The organism is Flaviaestuariibacter flavus (assembly GCF_004337505.1).
GTDB lineage: Bacteria > Bacteroidota > Bacteroidia > Chitinophagales > Chitinophagaceae > Flavisolibacter > Flavisolibacter flavus.
The window spans coordinates 26071-44600 of record NZ_SJZI01000043.1 but is presented as its reverse complement, the minus strand read 5'-3'; the positions used below and the strand labels follow the sequence as shown (position 1 = coordinate 44600).

Below are 18530 nucleotides of genomic sequence, written 5' to 3'. Positions count from 1 at the left end.
TATTCGATATAAGATATTCTCACAACTCCTTCCAGGTGTGGTCAGCCAGCAGCTGCACGGTGGCGACGCAGCTTTTATACGGCATCGCAGGGCCCCATTCTTTCGGCGACACCATCGAAATAAGGTGGCTGCCGTCCGGCTTTTCATAAAGGTAGTACACCTGCCCGATCTCGGGCTTGAAGGAAACCTTCGCGCTGTAGATCAGCAGCGAGAGCTCCTTACGCTTGTGGATTTCCTGGGCCTGCAGCGCCAGCAGCTCGATCTGCTTCCGGATCTGTTCCAGCTGCATATTGGTCTGCTCTTCCATCGCCGTAAGCGCCTTATGGCGGATCACGCCTTCTTCAGTTGGCTTCACCACAGCACCCGATACGGATGCCGAATAAGGCAGCACGCTCATCTGCCGGTGAAAGATCTCGATATTGGTATATGCCGCGCCATCCGTACCAAAACCTTGTATCATCAGCTTCAGGTAGCCGTTCGGCTGGATCTCGTGCACAATGTGGAGCACCACCTGCCCGGAGCGGTAAAAATGCAGTTCGAAGGTGATGGCGTCTACCAGCTCTACCTGCGCCGAATCGGCCAGTGCCGCGTCGGAAAAGGGATGCAGCTCACCGTCGGCAACGACGGCATAGGTGGATGTAAATGCCTCGTTTTCGAGCGTCACCCAGCTATGCGTGATCACCAGTTCGCGTTTCCCTTCCGGGCTTTCGATCTTATAGTAGCCGCTCCGAGGTCGCGCACCCGTTTCGTATGTTCCTTTCTCGGGAAACAACTGCCAGCTGCCGAGAAAATTGTAGGCTTGAACCATAAACGCGAAAGTAATGGGAGAATGGGGTAATGGGGTAATAGGTAATGGTGTAATAGTGCGAGATCAGAAGGCTGGTTAATCACATCCTGATTTCGATGCCTTCCTTTTTCAGGTATTGCTTTAGTTCAGGAATAAGGATCTCGCCGAAATGAAACACGCTCGCCGCCAGCGCGGCATCGGCATGCCCGTCGATGAATACATCGCGGAAGTGTTGCATGGTGCCACCGCCGCCCGAGGCAATCACGGGGATGGGCAATTCGTCGGAAAGCCGGCGCGTAATGTCGAGCGCGAAGCCAGCCTTGGTGCCGTCGTGGTTCATCGACGTAAGCAGGATCTCACCGGCGCCGCGGTCTGCAGCTTCGCGGGCCCAATCGGCGCAAAGCCGCCCGGTGGGCGTCCGTCCGCCGTTGAGGTACACGTACCATTCGCCGTCATCTTCACAGCGGGCATCGATCGCCAGCACCACGCACTGGCTTCCCGCCATGCTGGCAATGCCGTCAATGAGTGCCGGGTTACTGAACGCAGCCGTGTTTATCGAAACCTTGTCCGCGCCCGCGCCCAGCAGGGCCTGCACATCTTCGGTGCTCCGGATCCCCCCGCCTACCGTAAAGGGGATATTGATAGCACGAGCCACCTGTGTCACCAGGTCGATCAACGTCTTGCGCCGCTCCACGGTGGCGGTGATATCGAGAAACACAAGTTCGTCGGCACCCTGGCGGGTATACTCCGCCGCCAGGTCTACCGGATCGCCGGCATCGCGCAGGTTTACGAAGTTGGTGCCCTTTACCGTGCGGCCGTCTTTGATGTCGAGGCAGGGGATGATGCGTTTGGCTAACATGATGCGAATGTGCTAGTGTGTTAATTTGCTGGTGTGCTGGTGGGGGTAATGGGCTTCGACTGGCTCAGCCTGACAAGCGCGCACGCCTTGTCTTCCAGAGCGGCGCCGAAGGGGTTTACCCGAAAGCTTTCAGGTCTTTCAACGCAATGCGGCCTTCATAGATCGCCTTTCCGATGATGACGCCTTTGCAGCCGGCTTCCGCGAGGCGGTGCAGGTCGTCGATGGAGGCAACACCGCCGGAAGCAATGAAGTGCAGCTCCGGGAACTTCGAAACGATATTCGTGTACAATTCGATGGCGGGGCCCTTGAGAGCGCCATCTTTCGATACATCGGTACAAAAGACCTGGCGCAGGCCGCGGTCAACGTATTGCCGGATGAAATCATACACCCAGATATCGGTCTTTTCAAGCCAGCCGCTTACCGTGATCTTTTCGTCGCGCACGTCGGCGCCGAGCAGGAAAGCTTCCGGACCATAGCGTTCGAGCCAGAGCAGGAACTCCGCTTCGTCTTTCACCGCAACCGAACCAACGGTGGCGAGCTTCGCCCCGCATTCGAACACGATCTTCACATCGGCCTCTGACTTGATGCCGCCGCCGAAATCCACTACCAGCCGGGTTTTGCCGGCGATGCTTTCGAGCACCTTCCAGTTCTTCACCGCCCCGGCTTTTGCGCCGTCGAGGTCTACGAGGTGGAGGCGCCGGAGCCCGGCGTCCTCAAACTGGCGGGCCACCTCCAGCGGGTGCTCGTTGTAAATTTTCTTCTGTGCATAATCGCCGTGCGTGAGCCGCACGCATTTGCCTTCGATGATGTCAATGGCAGGTATGATCTCCATTATAATTCCAGAAAGTTTTGAATGATCCGGTCGCCGGCGGAGGCGCTTTTTTCAGTATGAAACTGCACGCCGTAAAAATTGTCTTTGTTCACCGCGGCGGCATAATCCACGATATAGTTGCACCGGGCTATCGTATACGGACTATCCTCCGCGTAGTAGCTGTGCACGTTGTAAACGTAGCTGCCTTCCGCGATACCCTTGAACAGCGGGGTGCGCAGGTCCTCTACTGTGTTCCATCCCACCTGCGGCACCTTCAGCCGGGCTGCACCCGGCTGGAAGCGGCGCACATTCACCGGGATGATGCCCAGTGCCTCTGTGTCGTTTTCCTCCGAATGCCGGCAAAGCAGCTGCATGCCCACGCAGATGCCGAGCACCGGTTGCTTCAGTCCGCGCAGCACGTCGTCGAGCCCGTTGACACGGAGGCTTTCCATGGCGGTGCTGGCCTCGCCCACGCCGGGAAAGATCACCTTGTCGGCGGCACGGATCGCTTCAGGATCATCGGTAACCGCGCCCGCCACCCCGAGGCGCTCCAGCGCATTGAGTACCGAGCGGATATTCCCTGCGTTATATTTGATAATTGCGAGTTTCATTGTTTATTTGTCAAAGTTAACCGCGGGAGTAGCTCACCTGGTAGTCCGCCGGCTGGCGGATCCCAAGCTGTAGATACTCTAATTAAACAAAAGCGGGAGTAGCTCACCTGGTAGAGCGACAGCTTCCCAAGCTGTAGGTAGCGGGTTCGAGTCCCGTCTCCCGCTCCAGGGAACCGAAAGGTTCCTTTTTTTATGCCCGCCAGGCGCTATTTTCCCGCGGGCAGAACATTTTTACTCCGGATGGATGTCGCTCCTAACCCAACACTTCCTGCAGGAAAGCAGCCGTCGCGCTTTCGACATCCGCTCCTTTACCCAGAGCCTCGATATAAGCGCTGCCAATGATGGCGCCATTGGCCTGCCGGCAGGCGGCATCGAAGGAAGCTTTGTCGCGGATGCCGAAGCCAACCAGCACCGGGTTGCGAAGCCGCAGCTCCTGCAGGCGGAGCAGGTATTTCTCCACAGCATCGAAATCTTTCACCGCGCCCGTCACCGACGAGGAGGAAACGGCATAAAGGAAACCGGAGCTCGCGGCGTCCAGCTGGCGCACACGCGCCTCGGGTGTTTCGGGCGTGACCAGGAACACCAGATGAAGACCATGTTGCTCAAGGATGGACCGGTACTCGCGTTCGTAAGCAGCGAGGGGGAGGTCGGGGATGATGAGCCCGTCGACGCCGAGGGCCGCGGCCCTGGCGCAAAAGCGCTCGAAGCCGTATTGGAGCAGCGGGTTGAGGTAGCCCATCAGCACCAGTGGCAGGTGGATCTCCTCGCGAAAGCCCTCGAGCTGCGCGAACAGCTTTTCGATGGTCATGCCACCGGCAAGGGCGCGCGCGCTGCTGGCCTGGATCACGGGACCATCGGCCAACGGGTCGCTATAGGGCATGCCCAGCTCAATAATGTCGGCACCACCCGCCTGCAGGGCACGCAGCACGCGGCGGGTATCGTCGGGGCCCGGGTAGCCGGCCGTGCAGTAGACGTTCAGCACGCGGCGCTTTTTTCGTTCAAACAATTCGGTGAGGCGGCTCATGAGAATAAGGTTCTAGGGGTTCTGAGGTTTTAGGGTTCTATGGTTAAAAGGGAACCTTTCCACCTAAATCAGACATCCGACATCAGACATCGGACATCCTTTGCATGTACGTTGCAAGGTCTTTGTCGCCGCGGCCGCTGAGGCAGACGATCACCCGGTCCGATTCCGTAAGGCCGAGGCGGGGAAGCGCGGCAAAGGCGTGGCCGGTTTCAAGAGCGGGAATGATGCCTTCGAGGCGAGCCACTTCAAATGCCGCATCAAGTGCCTCGTCGTCGGTGGCGCTCAGGAAGCGGGCACGGCCGCTTTCAAAAAGGCAGGCATGGAGCGGCCCGATGCCGGGATAGTCGAGGCCCGCGGAGATGGAGTGCGGTTCCACCACCTGCCCGTCGGCGGTCTGCATCACGATGCTGCGGCTGCCGTGCAGGATGCCCATAGTACCAAGCTGCGTGGTGGCTGCGCTCCGGCCTGACTCCACCCCGTGACCGGCGGCTTCCACCGCTACCAGCTGCACCGCCGGCTCGCCGATAAAATGATAAAAGGCGCCGGCGGCATTGGAGCCACCACCTACGCAGGCAAGTACATGCGTAGGAAGCTCGGTGCCCTCCTTTTCTTTCAGCTGCTTCCGCATCTCGGCGCTGATGACGCTCTGGAAGCGCGCCACCAGGTCGGGGTACGGATGCGGGCCCACCACTGATCCGATGATATAATGCGTATCGGAGGGATGGTTGATCCAGTCGCGGATAGCTTCGTTGGTAGCGTCTTTGAGGGTTTTGCTGCCGCTGGTGGCGGGCACCACCGTGGCGCCCAGCATGCGCATCCGGGCTACGTTGGGTGCCTGGCGCGCGATGTCTTTTTCGCCCATATACACGATGCATTCAAGGCCCATCAGGGCACAGACGGTGGCCGTGGCCACGCCGTGCTGCCCGGCACCGGTTTCGGCAATGATCCGTTTCTTTCCAAGGCGCTGCGCCAGCAGGATCTGCCCCACCGTGTTGTTGATCTTATGGGCGCCCGTATGGCACAGGTCTTCACGCTTGAGGTAGATACGGGTGCCGTAGCGCCGGCTGAGCCGCGTTGCGAAATAAAGCGGCGTCGGCCGGCCCACGTAGTCGTGCAGCAGCAGTTCGTAATCGCGCCGGAAGGATTCGTCTTCCAGTATTTCTACGTAGCGCGTCCGCAATTCTTCCACGTTGGGAAAAAGCATTTCGGGTATATAAGCCCCGCCGAAACGGCCGTAGTAGCCTTCGCTGTCAGGGCTGCAGGATGCGATGTTCGGTTCGTTCATATAGGATGGCTTGTTCAGGAAAGATCGGCGAGGCGGTCGGGCTCGGTGGCCTGCATGTCGCTCAGGAAGCTGGCCACCAGCGCCATGTCTTTGACACCGGGAGCGGTTTCGAAGCGCGAGTTGATATCGATGCCAAAATGAAACGGGTGGTAAAAGTCGCGCACCTTTTGTACGTCGCCGGGCCCGATTCCCCCGCTCAGGAAAAACAGCTTGTCTACCAGCGGCTTTTCCAGCAGCCCCCAATCAAAGGCCTGGCCGGTGCCACCGTAGGTTTCTCCCTGCGTATCAAAGAGGAAAAAATCGCATACCCCGTGGTAAGGTTTTACGAGCTCGTCGATATCAGTACCGGAGCTGATCCGGAACGCTTTGATGATGTTTACGCGCTGGCGCACGGTATCGCAGAATTCGGGAGACTCATTGCCATGCAGCTGGATCGAGGTGAGCCCGAGTTGATCGGCGAGGTCGAGAATGCGGTCGCAATCTTCATTGACGAACACACCGACCTTGGCCACGGTGAGGGCCCGGATCGCTTCTTTCTCCCGCTCCAGCACGGGCAGCAGGGAGCGCTTCGAGCCTTTATAGAGCACCATGCCTACATAGTCTGCACCAAGCTCGTAGGCCTGCTCCATCTGTGCAGCGCTGGTAAGCCCGCATACTTTCAGTTTCATATGGTTTCCTGTTTGAGGTCGTTGATGAATGCGGCAAAGGTGGCCCCGGGGTCGGGTGCGGCCATGAAGGCCTCGCCGATGAGGAAGGCATCAAATCCCTGGCTGCGGAGAAAATGCACATCGGCCGCAGAGCGGATTCCGCTTTCCGCTACACGGATCTTGCCTGCGGGAATACCCGACGCGAGGCGCACCGAGTGTTCAAGGTCCACCTCGAAATCCTTCAGGTTCCGGTTGTTGACGCCAACCAGGTCCACCTCCGCGCACACATGCCCGAGCTCGCGCTCGTGGTGCAGCTCCAGCAGCACTTCGAGGCCAAGGCTCCTGGCTTCGGCCGCCAGCTCCTGCACCTGCGCCGGCGACAACACGGCCGCGATGAGCAGCACCACATCGGCTCCGTATGCCCTTGCTTCGAGCAGCTGGTACGGATCGAATATAAAATCCTTGCGCAGCAGCGGCGCCTCTGCAAGTGCATGCGTATCGGCAAGATCCTGTAGCGAGCCTCCGAAGAAGGGGCCATCAGTGAGTACAGAGATGCCGGCCGCACCATGCTCGTCGTAATGCGTTACGGCGATGCCGGGCGTGGCCAGCTCGTGCACGAAGGCGCCTTTGGAGGGCGACCTGCGCTTGAACTCGGCGATGATACCGGTGCTGCCGGGCAGCTCGATGGAATAGCAGAGCGAGCGGCGCGGCGCATCGAAAAGCGGGCGCTCGCGCAGCTCCGTAGGCGTGGCTTCGAACTTTCGCCCGGCCACCTCTTCGCGTTTGCGAAGCATGATCTGTTCGAGGATACTCATTGCAGGCTGATCAGTTTATTGAATGTTTGCAGGGCACGGCCGCTTTCAAGGCTCTCCACGGCCGCATCGTACGCATCGGTATAGGATGCACAAACACCTGATCCATGCAAAGAGAGGGCCGCATTTGCAAGCACGACGGCGTTCTGCGCCCAGGTGCCCTCGCCTTTCAGGATGCGCAGGAAGATTCTGGCTGCCTCTTCTACGGTGCCGCCGCCCGATATATCGGCAGGCAGCACCGTCCGCTTTCCGAGCGCCACGGCCGGAAGTACCTGCTCGCCTGCGGCGGTAATCACCTTGGTGTCGTTGGTGAGCGACACTTCATCGTACCCATCCAGGCTGTGGATGATGGTAAAGGGCAACTCTTCCTGCTGCAGCAGGTACGTGTACAGCCGTGCCATCTCGAGGCTGTATACGCCTACCAGCTGGTAGGCCGGACGCGCCGGGTTGACGAGCGGTCCCAGCATGTTGAAGAAGGTGCGGAAGCCCAGGCTGCGCCGGATACCGGCGACCGCCTTCAGGGCCGGGTGGAAAAGGGGCGCATGGAGAAAGGTGAAGCCTGTTTCGGCAAGCTCGCGTTCCAGCTGGCCCGCATCGTTGCGGAAGCGGTAGCCCAGGGTTTCCATCACGTTGGAGGCGCCGCTGATGGAAGAAGCCCCGTAGTTGCCGTGCTTGGCCACCTTCGCCCCCGCCCCCGCCGCCACAAAGCAGGCCAGGGTGGAGATGTTAAACGTATTCTTGCCGTCGCCCCCGGTACCAACGATATCGATGGGCTTATATGCTGCCAGCGGAACCGGGAGTGCCAGTTCGAGCAAGCCTTCGCGGAAGCCCTGCAGCTCATCAATGGTGATGGTGCGCATCAGGTATACCGTGATAAAGGCGGCCAGCTCGCTGTCGTTGTAGACACCCTTCGCCAGCGAAAGCATGATCTGCTTTGCCTCATCGCGCGGGAGGGTCTTGTGTTCGAAAAGGTATTGGAGGATCTTTTTCATCGGGAATCGTGAATTGAGAATGCTTTTTTGGCCGGCTATGCGTGCAGCCAGTTTTTTATGATCGTTGCCCCCTGCGGGGTTAGTACGCTTTCCGGGTGAAACTGCACCCCCTGCACGTCGAGGCTGCGGTGCTGCAGCGCCATGATGTAGCCATTGTCGTCGCGCGCGGTTACTTCCAGCTCATCCGGAAAACCTTCATCAGCCACAACCCAGCTGTGATAACGACCTACTTCGATCTCATCAGCCAAACCCACGAAGAGGTCGCGGCTCACCGCCGACGGTTGACGGCTCACGACCCTTGCCGGCGTGGCCACACCATGAAACACACTTGCCAGGTTTACCAGCTTGCCCCCGAAGGCCTGCCCGATGGCCTGGTGGCCAAGGCATACGCCCAGGATCGACTTTGTGGCAGCATATTCCCTGATCAGCGGCAACAGGAGGCCCGCTTCTTCGGGAATACCGGGGCCCGGGGAAAGAATGATCTTGTCGAATTCCTGCACGCGCTCCAGCGGGATGGCGTCGTTGCGGTGCACCTCCAGCGGCGCGCCGGTGATGCTGCGCACCAGGTGCACCAGGTTATAGGTAAACGAATCGTAGTTGTCGAATACAAGGATCTTCATGGCTGTATTTATACGGTTGTGACGTGCGGAACGATTGTTTCGGCGAGCCCGAGCGCTTTCTTCAGGGCGTTGAGCTTGTTGTGTACCTCCTGCAGTTCGCTTTCGGGATCGGAGGCCGCTACTACGCCCGCCCCGGCCTGGCAGAAGAGCGTGTTGTTGCGCGACAGGAACGTACGGATCATAATGGCGTGGTTGCAGGAGCCATCAAAGCCGACAAAGCCAATGGCTCCTCCATAGTAGCTGCGGCGTGTCGGCTCCAGTTCGTCGATGAGCTGCAGGGCGCGGAACTTGGGCGCGCCGCTGAGGGTGCCGGCCGGAAAGGTGCGGAAGAGCACTTCGAAGGGATTGGTACCGGCTGCTACCTCACCGCGCACTTCGCTCACCAGGTGAATAACATGCGAATAATATTGCACCTCGCGGTAGCGGCTAACTTCCACATTGGTGCAAACAGTGCTCAGGTCATTGCGGGCGAGGTCCACCAGCATCACGTGCTCGGCACCCTCCTTCGGGTCGCGGAGCAGGGCTTCGGCGCGGCGGCGGTCCTCGTCGTCGGCACCGCTGCGGCGGAAGGTGCCGGCAATGGGGTGCATGACGGCACGGCCATTCTGCAATACCAACTGCGCTTCGGGCGATGAGCCCATCAGCCGGTAATCGCCATAATCGAAAAAGAACAGGTAGGGCGACGGGTTGATGTGGCGCAGCGCGCGGTACACGTTGAATTCATCGCCCGAAAAAGCCTGGGCGTAGCGCCGGCTCAACACCACCTGGAACACATCGCCGCGATGGCAGTGGCGGATGCCGGCGCGCACAAGCCCGCGATACTCCTCATCGGTCATATTGCTCGTTTCGGCGCCCCGCCGCCGGAAAGGAAATACCGGCACATCCTTGCTGAAGAGCAGCGACTCTACCGCAGCGCGTTCGCTTTCGATACCCGCGATGCGGTTCTCGCAGAGCAGCAGCTCGTCGCGGTGATGGTTGATGGCAATCACGTATTGGTACAGCCGGTAGCGCGCCACGGGAACGGCGTTCGGCGCGTCTGGCTCTTCTTTGAAGCGAATGTTCTCGAACAAGGGGACAGCGTCAAAGCTGAAATAACCATACAGTCCCTGGGCAAAGCGGGCACCCGGGTCGGCGCCGGTGGTTTCGAAGCGCTGGAGGAAATCTCCCAGCACCTCCGGCAGGCGTGCCTTTTCGGAAAGGGGTACCCGCTCGGCTTCCTGTCCGGGGAGCTTGAACTCGGCGCGGTCGGCGCCCACCTCGATACCGGCAATAGCGTTGATGCCGATGAAGGACCAGCTGTTCTCCACGGCATGGTTGTCGGCGCTTTCAAGCAGGATGGTGTCCCGGAAACGGTCGCGCAGCCGCAGGTAGATGCCTACCGGGGTATGCACATCGGCAAGGCCGCGGCGTACGCTTGTTTCGATTCTGACTTTTTTCATGCAGGTTGTTTTCAATCGGCGAAAAATAAAAAGCCCCGACGGGGTCGGGGCTTTTCTGGTATGGTAATACGATACGGCAATGACCTTACAGAACCCCGGAAGAGTTTGTATGCCACCACCAGCTCATATTGAAATTTGCGATCATTCAATGCAAATATGGGGGCGGTACGGCATTTGCCCAAAAAATATTCCAGTTAAAAATTTGCTTTTATGCTCATCCAGCACCAGCAGAAAGAAAATCACGGCCAGTTTTTCATCCCCGAAGGCGAGGAAGTCCTGGCCGAGATGACCTATATCCGCCACGATCCAAAGACCATGATCATCAACCACACCGAGGTGGATGAAGCGCTGCGCGGCCAGAATTTCGGCTACCAGCTCGTGCAGGCCGCGGTGGAATATGCCCGCACCCACCAGCTCAAGATCGTACCGGTGTGCGTGTTTGCACGGGCCGTTTTTGATAAGAAACCGGAATACCGGGATGTGCTGTGCGAAGAACAGATTTAAAGCAGGCTTCTGAGGTTCTGAGGTTTTAAGGTTCTGAGGCTGGTTCAATCGGTTCATCTAAAAACCAACCCTAAAACCACAGAACCATAGAACCCCAGAACCTTTCTTCCCTTTCTTTGCACAAACTCCAAGCTGAATGAACGTCTTCAAATTCGGTGGTGCCTCCGTATCCACAACCGAGCGTGTACACAATGTGGCCGGCATCCTTCGACGGTATGCATCCGATACGTTGCTGGTCGTGATTTCGGCGATGGGCAAGACCACCAATGCGCTCGAAAAGGTGGTGGAAGCCTTTTACCGGAAGGATAAGGAAGAAGCGCTTCGCCTTTTTGAAGGCATCAAGGAAAGCCACCGCGCGGCAGCCGCTGATCTTGGACTCGCCGACACTTCCTTCCTCAACGACTTCTTTACCGAAGTGGAGTGGCTGCTCCACGACAATCCCGTTCGTGATTTCGATTACTATTACGACCAGGTGGTTTGCGTCGGCGAGCTGCTGTCGACTGCAATCGTAAGCCGCTTCCTCAATGAGCAGGGCGTCGCCAACACCTGGCTCGACGTACGGGATATCATCCGCACCGACGACAACTTCCGCGATGCGCGTATCGACTGGGAGTATACCGCGCAGCGCGTGCGCGACACGGTGCGCCCCCTGCTTGCCGCGCCCGGTGCCATCGTGCTCACCCAGGGCTTTATCGGTGCTACCGACGGCAACGAAAGCACCACCCTGGGCCGCGAAGGCTCCGACTTCACCGCCGCCATCTTCGCCAACCTGCTGGAAGCCGAAGGGCAAACGATCTGGAAAGACGTGCAGGGCGTAATGAATGCCGACCCGAAGCAATACGAGGGCGCTCAATGGATCCGCGAGCTCAATTACCGCGAGGTGATCGAGATGGCCTATTACGGTGCGCAGGTGATTCACCCCAAGACCATCAAGCCGCTTCAGAACAAAGGCATCCCGCTTTATGTAAAATCATTCCTGGACCCCGAAGCCGAGGGCACCATCATTCACAACAGCCAGGTGAACGGGCTTCCGCCGATCATTGTATACAAGCGCAGCCAGGTGCTGGTGGAGCTCAGCTCGCGCGACTTCTCCTTTGTGGGCGAAGGCCTCACCGCGGAACTGTACCGAATCTTCGAAACGCTGAAGTTCCGGCCCAACCTGACGCAGAACGGCGCCGTGAGCTTTCTTTGCGTGGTAGACGATCATGCCGAGAAGGTAGATGCGCTGGCGCACCATGCCGCCCAGTATTTCGACGTGCAGCTGCGGCGCAACCTGACGCTGCTCACAGTTCGTCACCACAACGACGAACTGGTGTCGCGGCTGTGTGGCGACAGCGGGATCATCCTCAAGCAACAAACTCCCGAGACGTTACAGGTGCTGCTGACACAATAATGCAGAAGCCGCGACACATTCGCGGCTTCTGCATTTAATATCGATAATGATCAGTTTTTCCCGCTCTCGGGGTCCGGCTCGATTGCGAAGCCCTGGACGATTCTTTTTGCCACCGGCTTTCCGTCAAGGAGCGCAGGCTGCCAGTAAGGCATCTTTTCGAGGCGGGTGATGATCTCCTCGTTGAAATCGGCGTTGACGCCTTTAACCACCTTAAAATTTACAGGCGTTCCGTCGGCATCCACCACGAACTCCACCTGCACGTACGCTTTCTTTTGCGTAGCCGGCAGGTCGTCGGCCAGCACGTGCCCAACCTTCTTCAGGTAGTCGAGAAACTCGCTGTTACCGCCCGGGAATTTCGGCCATTCGTGCACCACGTCGGCCACGGCCGTCACGTTGCGCATGCGGCGTGCAGGGTGTACTTTTTTTACAGGCGGCGCCGGCACGGCTTTCTTGGAAAGGTTGGCATAGAGGTATTCTCCGCGGCTGTTGGTCATGATCACCGGGAGACTTTTCGTTGCTTCGAAATGGTCGTACACACGCTCCAGGTTTTCCGCAAACACCTTCAGCTCATTATCCGTTTTGGTGAGCGACTTCAGGTATTCCGCGCTTTTTTTGTTGCTGTAGCGCACGGGGAAGATATGCACCGGGATGAATTCCTGGCCCGCATCGCGCGCGAAGGCGGCAAGCACGTAGAGTTCTTCGATATAGGTATCGGTGAGCGGTATGCAGCCCGTGGTTACGCAGGAGCCGTGGATATAGATGTCGCCACCCGGCTGCAGCGAGTCGCTGAGGATGCGGTCGGAAGCATTGGGGTAATTGAGACCAAGCGACAGGTGAAACTGGCTGTTCGGGTTGAATTCATTAATGAAGTAAAATCCTTCCGGCACCTGGTAGTCGCCCTGCATCCGCTTGGGGCCAAGCGCTCCCGCCATCGCACAAACGCGATAGGTCTTAAACAGCTTGAAGGGTTCTTTCTTTTCGCCTTTCACCCACACTTCCAGCTGACTGTCGTACTTGAACGAGCGGATATAAATATTTTTTGCCGGCCATTCCAGTCCTTTGGCGGCAAACTGCTTCTGCAGGGTGTCGATCTTATGCCGCATGGCATCAGACGGCCGGCTGAGCGTTTTCTGGTAGGTGATAAAAGACAGGCTTTCCGGCCGCACAACGGCGGCACCATCGCCTTGTGCACGGGTTAAGGTAGCCAGGAACAGGACGGATAGCGACAGGATGAGTTTACGCATGATTTCCGGTTGGGGTCTTTCGGTAGGCAAGTTCCCAAATGAAGTGCAAAAGAAAGTCCAAAATCGGAGCCAACCAAGAGAAACCCTGCGATTGCGGGCGATACAGCCGCAAGCCCGTATGCGAAAGCCCTCCGGGTGGGAGGGCTTTCGCTCAAACTTCGATATTCTTTATTCGATATTCGATATTCCTAAAGGTTGCCGCGCTCGGCCTGTTCACGCTCAATGGCTTCAAAAAGGGCCTTGAAGTTGCCTTTGCCGAAGCTCTTGGCACCCTTGCGCTGGATGATCTCGAAGAAAAGCGTCGGACGATCCTGCACGGGCTTGCTGAAGAGCTGCAGCAGGTAGCCTTCGTTGTCGCGGTCAACCAGGATGCCGAGCTCCTTGAGCGGCTCCAGGTCCTCGTCGATATGACCAACGCGATCAAGGAGGTCTTCGTAATAAGAGTTGGGTACTTTCAGGAATTCCACGCCGCGGCTCATGAGGTCGCGCACGGTCTTCACAATATCGTTGGTAGCCAGGGCAACGTGTTGCACGCCTTCGCCGTCGAAAAACTCGAGGTACTCTTCTACCTGCGACTTCTTCTTGCCTTCGGCCGGCTCATTGATCGGGAACTTTACAAAGCCGTTCCCGTTGCTCATCACCTTGCTCATCAGCGCCGAGTATTCGGTGGAGATATCCTCGTCGTCGAAGGAAAGGATGTTTTTGAAGCCCATCACGTCTTCATAGAATTTCACCCAGGGATTCATCTGGTTCCAGCCCACGTTGCCGACGCAATGGTCCACGTAAAGGAGGCCGGTATCGGTGGGTGCAAAATGCGGGTTGCTCCAGGCGCGGAAGCCCGGCATAAAGGCGCCGTTGTAGTTCCTGCGCTCGATGAAGAGATGCACGGTATCGCCATAGGTATGGATGCCGCTCATTACTACCTCTCCGTTCTGGTCCTGCAGGCGCTGGGGCTCCAGGTAGCTGCGGCCGCCGCGCTTCGTGGTTTCCTGCCAGGCAGAGGTGGCGTCATCCACACGCAGGGCGAGGAACTTCACACCGTCGCCGTGCTTGTATACGTGGTCGGCGATTTCGTTGTTGGCGCGGATCGGCGTCGTCAGCACGAAGGTGAGCTTGTGCTGGCGCACCACGTAGGAGGCGCGGTCCTTCACACCGGTCTCGGGGCCGGCATAGGCCACCGCCTGGAAACCAAACGCACTCATATAATAGTGGGCGGCCTGCTTGGCGTTACCCACGTAGAACTCCACGTAATCGGTGCCCTGCAGCGGCAGGAAGTCGGCCTGTGTGGCGTTGCGGTCCAGCGTACCCGCAGCAGCAATCTCTGACATATGATAAGGTGTTTAAATATTCACCCTCAAAATTAGGGCAGAAAGTGCTGTTTCCGTGTGAAGATTGGAGGCTGGAAATGAATGAGCCCCAGAGAACAAATCGTTACGAAAAGCAACGACCGCAGCCGGAATAGCTTCGGGAGCGGGAAAATAATCAATATTCAATGCTCAATAATCAGTATTCAAGTGGCTCCTCCCTCACCTTGCGACATGAGCATTGAAAATTGAATATTGAATATTTCCGCAACCGATGCCGGTCCAACATTGTTAATACCCGAACGGATAGGTTTCCGGGATCTTGTCTGCCGACTCGTGCGGATGCAGCGGGTGCAGGGCCTGCGTTTGATCGATATAAATAAAGGCGTCGTAGCGGCTCGACATGACCGAGGGCACATAGTTGCCGTAGCGCTCCCGGTCGGGGTCGTACACCACGCCGATGGCGCGGTGGTGAATGGCAGTGTCGTACTGCATGCGGATGTCCTCGGTGTTGAACAACAGGTAACGATCATGGCTGCCTTCGCGGTGGAGGTTGTGTTCGATGCTGCCTTGCCGTGCCTCGGGCACCGTCATGGTACGCATCGGGGCGCCCCACTCCTCGCCGGCGATCACCGTGCCTTCGTAGGAACCGAAGCCGGCGAGATATACTTTGTCGACACCATACTCTTCGCGTGCGAGCTGCCCGATATTCACCATACCGGCCTGCCGCATGGAGGTGGCGCGTGCATCCCCGATATGCGTATTGTGCTCCCACACGATGCCGCGGGCCCCGTCGCCGTGGAAGTCTACGAGCCGCCGCAGCGTCTCCATCATATGGGTGTCGCGCACGTTCCAGCTTTCATTGTCAAACGACATCATACTCCGGTAATAGTTTTCGGCATTTACCGCGATGATGGCGTTCTGCTCGGCGCTGAATGCGGCCTCGGGATCATCGGCAAACTGGGCCACCTTTTCGCGTACGGTGCGCAGCAGCTCCAGCACCCGGTCGCGGCAGCTGTGCTCGGTGAGGGCTACACGCGCATAAGCATGCTCGTTCTCTTCGTAGGGCTGAAAGCAGCGCAGCGCACTACGCACCGCCTGTGCCAGGGCCGGGTCCTCCCCTTCCAGGTATTCCTGCAGGGTGCGCATGCTGTCCCAGAGGCTGTATACGTCGAGACCATAGAAGCCAACGCGCTCCTCCATCGGCTTGTGCCGGTTCCATTCGCGCAGCCATTCAGCCAGCGCCGCCACCTCCCAGTTCGCCCACATCCAGGTAGGCCAGCGGTCGAAGCTGCGCAGCACTTCGTGGATAGTGCCCCCGGCGTCGGGATAGCCCTTCACATAGCGGTTGATGCGGTAACAGTCGGGCCAGTCGCCCTCCACAGCAATAAAGCGAAAACCTTTTTCGGCAATGAGACGCTGGGAAATCGCCGTGCGCCAGGTATAGAACTCATGGGTGCCGTGCGAAGCCTCGCCCAGCATCACGACGGGCCGGTCGTCGATATCGGCAAGGAGCGCATCAAGGTCTTTGGCGGTGTTTAAGCGATGCATACCCGGGTTTTGCTTAAGATGCACAACATGCGCGCCAAGGCTTTAATATTCAACAATCAATAATCAAAGTTCAACCTACACTGGTGGCACCTGAGCCTTGAAAATTGAACATTGCTTATTGAGCATTCCCATAGCTTTGCTGCATGCAAAAAGTGGGGATCCTTGGCGGCGGGCAGCTCGGCCGCATGTTGTTACAGGCAGCCGCCAATTACCCGGTTGAAACCTATGTGCTTGAAAACGATCCCCACTGCCCGGCGGCGCATCTATGCCACCACTTCATGCAGGGCGATATCCGCGATTTCGATGCCGTGTACCGCTTCGGGCAGGACCTGGACGCGCTGACCATCGAGATCGAAAACGTCAACATCGACGCCCTCGAAAAGCTGGAGGCCGAAGGGCGGCGCATCTACCCGAAGCCGGCCGTGCTCCGCACCATCAAAAGCAAGATCCTCCAGAAGGAATTCTACACCCGTCACGCCATTCCCACGGCGCCCTACGTGGTCACCGGCAGCCGCGCCGACCTGGAAGGGCATACGGGCCTGCTGCCTGCCGTGCACAAGATCGGCGAGGGCGGCTACGACGGCAAAGGCGTACAGATCATTCACCGTGCCGAGGACCTGCACCTGGGCTTTGATGCGCCCGGCGTGCTCGAAAAGCTGGTCAACATCAAAAAAGAGATCGCCCAGATGGTGGCGGTGGGCGACGATGGAAAGACAACCCTCTACCCGCCCGTGGAGATGGTGTTCAACCCTGACCTCAACCTGCTCGATTACCAATTGAGCCCGGCGGAAATCCCCACTGAAGTGCTGTGGAAGGTAGAAGCCATCGCCCTGTCGCTGGTTCGTCACTTCGGCTCGCCCGGACTTTTCGCCGTGGAATTGCTGGTAGACGCCAACAACGAGGTTTTTGTAAACGAAACGGCGCCCCGGGTACACAACAGCGGCCACCACAGCATCGAGGCGCACTACAGCTCGCAGTTCGACATGCTCTGGCGGATTATCCTGGGCTACCCGCTCGGCAATACCAAAGCGGTGCTGCCTTCGGTGATGATCAACCTCATCGGCGCGGAAGGCTTCAGCGGGCCGGCGGTATATGAAGGCCTGGAGGAAGTGCTGCGGATCGACAATGCCTTTGTGCACCTTTACGGCAAGCGCGAAACCCGCGCCGGCCGGAAAATGGGCCACGTGACCGTAATGAGCGCGGAAAAAGGCGATCTCGTACACAAGGCTCACCGGATCCGGCAGACGCTGAAGGTGAAGAGCCATTGATCCGTTGTGCGCACCGCTTGTTTATTTTAAGAGTACTGCCGGTTAATTAAGGTTAACGGAGGAGAGGCCGTTCAATGTCTGAACGTAGATTGCGTCCCGATTACCTTTGCCCTTTTCTGAGCTTAAACCATACTCCCGTTGAAACACAAGATCAAGATCCTGGCCGCTATCCCCATTATATGCCTGCTGGCCGCCGGCTGCGGCGCCTCGGAGCGCAAAAAAGAAGCTGAGGCCGGCCAGAAAGCCGGTCCCCGCCCCCCGGCCCGTGTGGACGCTTTCCTGGTAGCCACCCGCAGTATCTCCGAATCGATCGAAGTACCCGGCACCATCGTGGCCGCCGATGCCACCGAGATCCACCCCGAAGTTTCCGGCCGTATCACGGCGCTGAACGTGCGTGAGGGCGCAGTGGTGGGCCAGGGCTCGCTGATCGCCAAACTTGACGACGCCGAACTCCAGGCACAGCGCCGCAAGCTGCAGGTGCAGCTTGCCCAGGCGCAGACCACGGTAGACCGCTATTCGGCCCTCGCGAAAATCGGCGGTATATCGAAGCAGGACCTCGACGTGGCCGAACTGCAGATCTCCAATGCCCGCGCCGACCTGGCCATCGTGAACGCCAATATCCGAAAAACGGAAGTCCGCGCTCCCTTTACCGGCAAACTGGGACTGAAGATGACCAGCCCCGGCGCCTACGTGAGCCCGCAGTCGGTGCTTACCTCTATACAAAAGACTTCGGGAATGCGGATCGACTTCAGCCTCCCCGAGCAATACGTGGGCCGCATCAAGCAAGGCTCCTGGGTCAACTTCTCCACCGCCAACGACAACCGGGTTTACAGCGCCCAGGTGATCGCAACCGAATCCGGTATCGGCGGCGGTACGCGCACCCTCACCATGCGTGCCCTCGTGAAAGGCGACGCCACCGGGCTTGTTCCCGGAGCTTTCGCCCGTGTAAAAATCGCCTTCGATCCGAACCCCAACGCGATGATGATCCCTACGCAGGCCATCGTACCACAGGCCCGCGGCAAGCGCGTATACGTGATCGACAGCGGCAACGTAAAAGCCATCGACGTCATTACGGGCATCCGCGACTCCAGCTTCGTGCAGATCACCAGCGGCCTCAATGTGGGCGACACCGTTGCCATCACCGGCATCCTCGGTCTCAAACCGGGCGGAAAGGCCATCGTACGGAAAGTGATCAACGCTCCTCACGGTGGCAAAGGCAACCCGGCCGATACAGCACGAGCTGCCTCCGCGAAACCATGACACCAAAGGTTTTGAAGAGTTCTACATCGTTCTAAAAAGTTTCTTCATATAGGCGATCAACCTAACCTTTTAGAACCCCATAGAACCTCTTAGAACCTTAATCCTAACCTTACCATAAA

Annotated in this window: 18 protein-coding genes and 1 tRNA gene; 5 read left to right on the top strand and 14 right to left on the bottom strand. The window is 58.3% G+C overall.

All coding sequences use genetic code 11. From position 1 onward, the window contains the following. Window positions 1-19 precede the first annotated feature (19 nt). The 4 genes from EPD60_RS17165 to hisH all read right to left on the bottom strand — a co-directional run bounded on the left by EPD60_RS17165 (window position 20) and on the right by hisH (window position 3068). A complete protein-coding gene (locus EPD60_RS17165; RefSeq protein WP_207896636.1) occupies window positions 20-808 on the bottom strand; it encodes a DUF2452 domain-containing protein in 789 nt (262 codons plus the stop codon). Between the two features lie 79 nt (window positions 809-887). Continuing rightward, on the bottom strand, window positions 888-1646 hold the full coding sequence (gene hisF / locus EPD60_RS11750) for an imidazole glycerol phosphate synthase subunit HisF (protein WP_131449668.1): 759 nt from the start codon (window positions 1644-1646) through the stop codon (window positions 888-890). A gap of 115 nt (window positions 1647-1761) precedes the next feature. Then, complete coding sequence (gene hisA / locus EPD60_RS11745; protein ID WP_207896634.1) at window positions 1762-2478, bottom strand: 1-(5-phosphoribosyl)-5-[(5-phosphoribosylamino)methylideneamino]imidazole-4-carboxamide isomerase; 717 nt, start codon at window positions 2476-2478, stop codon at window positions 1762-1764. After that, on the bottom strand, window positions 2478-3068 hold the full coding sequence (gene hisH / locus EPD60_RS11740) for an imidazole glycerol phosphate synthase subunit HisH (RefSeq protein WP_131449666.1): 591 nt from the start codon (window positions 3066-3068) through the stop codon (window positions 2478-2480). The genes hisA and hisH overlap by 1 nt, the downstream gene beginning before the upstream one ends. Before the next feature lie 92 nt (window positions 3069-3160). Between hisH and EPD60_RS11735 the strand changes: the two genes are divergently transcribed. Continuing rightward, a tRNA-Gly gene (locus EPD60_RS11735) sits at window positions 3161-3236 on the top strand. An 85-nt stretch (window positions 3237-3321) separates the two neighbouring features. Here the strand turns inward: EPD60_RS11735 and trpA are convergent. The 7 genes from trpA to EPD60_RS11700 form a co-directional block, all read right to left on the bottom strand. Next, complete coding sequence (gene trpA, locus EPD60_RS11730) at window positions 3322-4092, bottom strand: tryptophan synthase subunit alpha (RefSeq protein ID WP_131449665.1); 771 nt, start codon at window positions 4090-4092, stop codon at window positions 3322-3324. Window positions 4093-4174: 82 nt separating this feature from the next. Next, on the bottom strand, window positions 4175-5377 hold the full coding sequence (trpB, locus tag EPD60_RS11725; RefSeq protein ID WP_131449664.1) for a tryptophan synthase subunit beta: 1203 nt from the start codon (window positions 5375-5377) through the stop codon (window positions 4175-4177). A 14-nt stretch (window positions 5378-5391) separates the two neighbouring features. Beyond that, window positions 5392-6045, bottom strand: coding sequence for a phosphoribosylanthranilate isomerase (locus tag EPD60_RS11720; RefSeq protein ID WP_131449663.1), 654 nt, complete (start codon window positions 6043-6045; stop codon window positions 5392-5394). Beyond that, entirely contained in the window at window positions 6042-6839 is a 798-nt protein-coding gene (gene trpC, locus EPD60_RS11715) for an indole-3-glycerol phosphate synthase TrpC (protein ID WP_131449662.1), read from the bottom strand. The genes EPD60_RS11720 and trpC overlap by 4 nt, the downstream gene beginning before the upstream one ends. Next, window positions 6836-7828, bottom strand: coding sequence for an anthranilate phosphoribosyltransferase (trpD, locus tag EPD60_RS11710; RefSeq protein ID WP_131449661.1), 993 nt, complete (start codon window positions 7826-7828; stop codon window positions 6836-6838). Before trpD ends, trpC begins: the two co-directional genes overlap by 4 nt. Window positions 7829-7863: 35 nt before the next feature. Continuing rightward, window positions 7864-8448 carry an anthranilate synthase component II gene (locus tag EPD60_RS11705; RefSeq protein WP_131449660.1) on the bottom strand — a complete coding sequence of 195 codons (585 nt, stop codon included), beginning with the start codon at window positions 8446-8448 and terminating at the stop codon, window positions 7864-7866. An 8-nt stretch (window positions 8449-8456) separates the two neighbouring features. After that, complete coding sequence (locus EPD60_RS11700) at window positions 8457-9887, bottom strand: anthranilate synthase component I family protein (RefSeq protein WP_131449659.1); 1431 nt, start codon at window positions 9885-9887, stop codon at window positions 8457-8459. A gap of 210 nt (window positions 9888-10097) precedes the next feature. Here EPD60_RS11700 and EPD60_RS11695 point away from each other — a divergent pair, with 210 nt between their 5' ends. Together EPD60_RS11695 and EPD60_RS11690 are read left to right on the top strand one after the other, a co-directional pair. Next, window positions 10098-10391: a GNAT family N-acetyltransferase gene (locus EPD60_RS11695; RefSeq protein ID WP_131449658.1), complete on the top strand. Its 294-nt coding sequence runs from the start codon at window positions 10098-10100 to the stop codon at window positions 10389-10391. 136 nt (window positions 10392-10527) lie between these two features. Beyond that, complete coding sequence (locus EPD60_RS11690) at window positions 10528-11784, top strand: aspartate kinase (RefSeq protein WP_131449657.1); 1257 nt, start codon at window positions 10528-10530, stop codon at window positions 11782-11784. Window positions 11785-11834: 50 nt separating this feature from the next. Here the strand turns inward: EPD60_RS11690 and EPD60_RS17000 are convergent, their stop codons facing one another. The 3 genes from EPD60_RS17000 to EPD60_RS11675 form a co-directional block, all read right to left on the bottom strand. Next, entirely contained in the window at window positions 11835-13028 is a 1194-nt protein-coding gene (locus tag EPD60_RS17000) for an energy transducer TonB (protein ID WP_165871525.1), read from the bottom strand. A gap of 188 nt (window positions 13029-13216) precedes the next feature. After that, window positions 13217-14356, bottom strand: a complete 1140-nt coding sequence (hppD, locus tag EPD60_RS11680) for a 4-hydroxyphenylpyruvate dioxygenase (protein WP_131449656.1) — start codon at window positions 14354-14356, stop codon at window positions 13217-13219. Window positions 14357-14623: 267 nt separating this feature from the next. Beyond that, entirely contained in the window at window positions 14624-15883 is a 1260-nt protein-coding gene (locus EPD60_RS11675; RefSeq protein WP_131449655.1) for an erythromycin esterase family protein, read from the bottom strand. A 143-nt stretch (window positions 15884-16026) separates the two neighbouring features. On the opposite strand from EPD60_RS11675, the gene EPD60_RS11670 reads away from it, so the two are divergent. Then, a complete protein-coding gene (locus EPD60_RS11670; RefSeq protein ID WP_131449654.1) occupies window positions 16027-17151 on the top strand; it encodes a 5-(carboxyamino)imidazole ribonucleotide synthase in 1125 nt (374 codons plus the stop codon). 138 nt (window positions 17152-17289) lie between these two features. Next, entirely contained in the window at window positions 17290-18411 is a 1122-nt protein-coding gene (locus EPD60_RS11665) for an efflux RND transporter periplasmic adaptor subunit (protein ID WP_243647820.1), read from the top strand. Window positions 18412-18530 lie beyond the last annotated feature (119 nt).

Coding starts and splice junctions, on each gene's coding strand:
- hisH (WP_131449666.1), bottom strand. CDS start 3,068: ATGAAACTCGCAATTATCAAATATAACGCAGGGAATATCCGCTCGGTA.
- hisF (WP_131449668.1), bottom strand. CDS start 1,646: ATGTTAGCCAAACGCATCATCCCCTGCCTCGACATCAAAGACGGCCGC.
- trpA (WP_131449665.1), bottom strand. CDS start 4,092: ATGAGCCGCCTCACCGAATTGTTTGAACGAAAAAAGCGCCGCGTGCTG.
- EPD60_RS11675 (WP_131449655.1), bottom strand. CDS start 15,883: ATGCATCGCTTAAACACCGCCAAAGACCTTGATGCGCTCCTTGCCGAT.
- EPD60_RS11690 (WP_131449657.1), top strand. CDS start 10,528: ATGAACGTCTTCAAATTCGGTGGTGCCTCCGTATCCACAACCGAGCGT.
- hisA (WP_207896634.1), bottom strand. CDS start 2,478: ATGGAGATCATACCTGCCATTGACATCATCGAAGGCAAATGCGTGCGG.
- EPD60_RS11695 (WP_131449658.1), top strand. CDS start 10,098: ATGCTCATCCAGCACCAGCAGAAAGAAAATCACGGCCAGTTTTTCATC.
- hppD (WP_131449656.1), bottom strand. CDS start 14,356: ATGTCAGAGATTGCTGCTGCGGGTACGCTGGACCGCAACGCCACACAG.
- trpB (WP_131449664.1), bottom strand. CDS start 5,377: ATGAACGAACCGAACATCGCATCCTGCAGCCCTGACAGCGAAGGCTAC.
- trpD (WP_131449661.1), bottom strand. CDS start 7,828: ATGAAAAAGATCCTCCAATACCTTTTCGAACACAAGACCCTCCCGCGC.
- EPD60_RS11670 (WP_131449654.1), top strand. CDS start 16,027: ATGCAAAAAGTGGGGATCCTTGGCGGCGGGCAGCTCGGCCGCATGTTG.
- EPD60_RS17165 (WP_207896636.1), bottom strand. CDS start 808: ATGGTTCAAGCCTACAATTTTCTCGGCAGCTGGCAGTTGTTTCCCGAG.
- EPD60_RS11705 (WP_131449660.1), bottom strand. CDS start 8,448: ATGAAGATCCTTGTATTCGACAACTACGATTCGTTTACCTATAACCTG.
- trpC (WP_131449662.1), bottom strand. CDS start 6,839: ATGAGTATCCTCGAACAGATCATGCTTCGCAAACGCGAAGAGGTGGCC.
- EPD60_RS11700 (WP_131449659.1), bottom strand. CDS start 9,887: ATGAAAAAAGTCAGAATCGAAACAAGCGTACGCCGCGGCCTTGCCGAT.
- EPD60_RS17000 (WP_165871525.1), bottom strand. CDS start 13,028: ATGCGTAAACTCATCCTGTCGCTATCCGTCCTGTTCCTGGCTACCTTA.
- EPD60_RS11720 (WP_131449663.1), bottom strand. CDS start 6,045: ATGAAACTGAAAGTATGCGGGCTTACCAGCGCTGCACAGATGGAGCAG.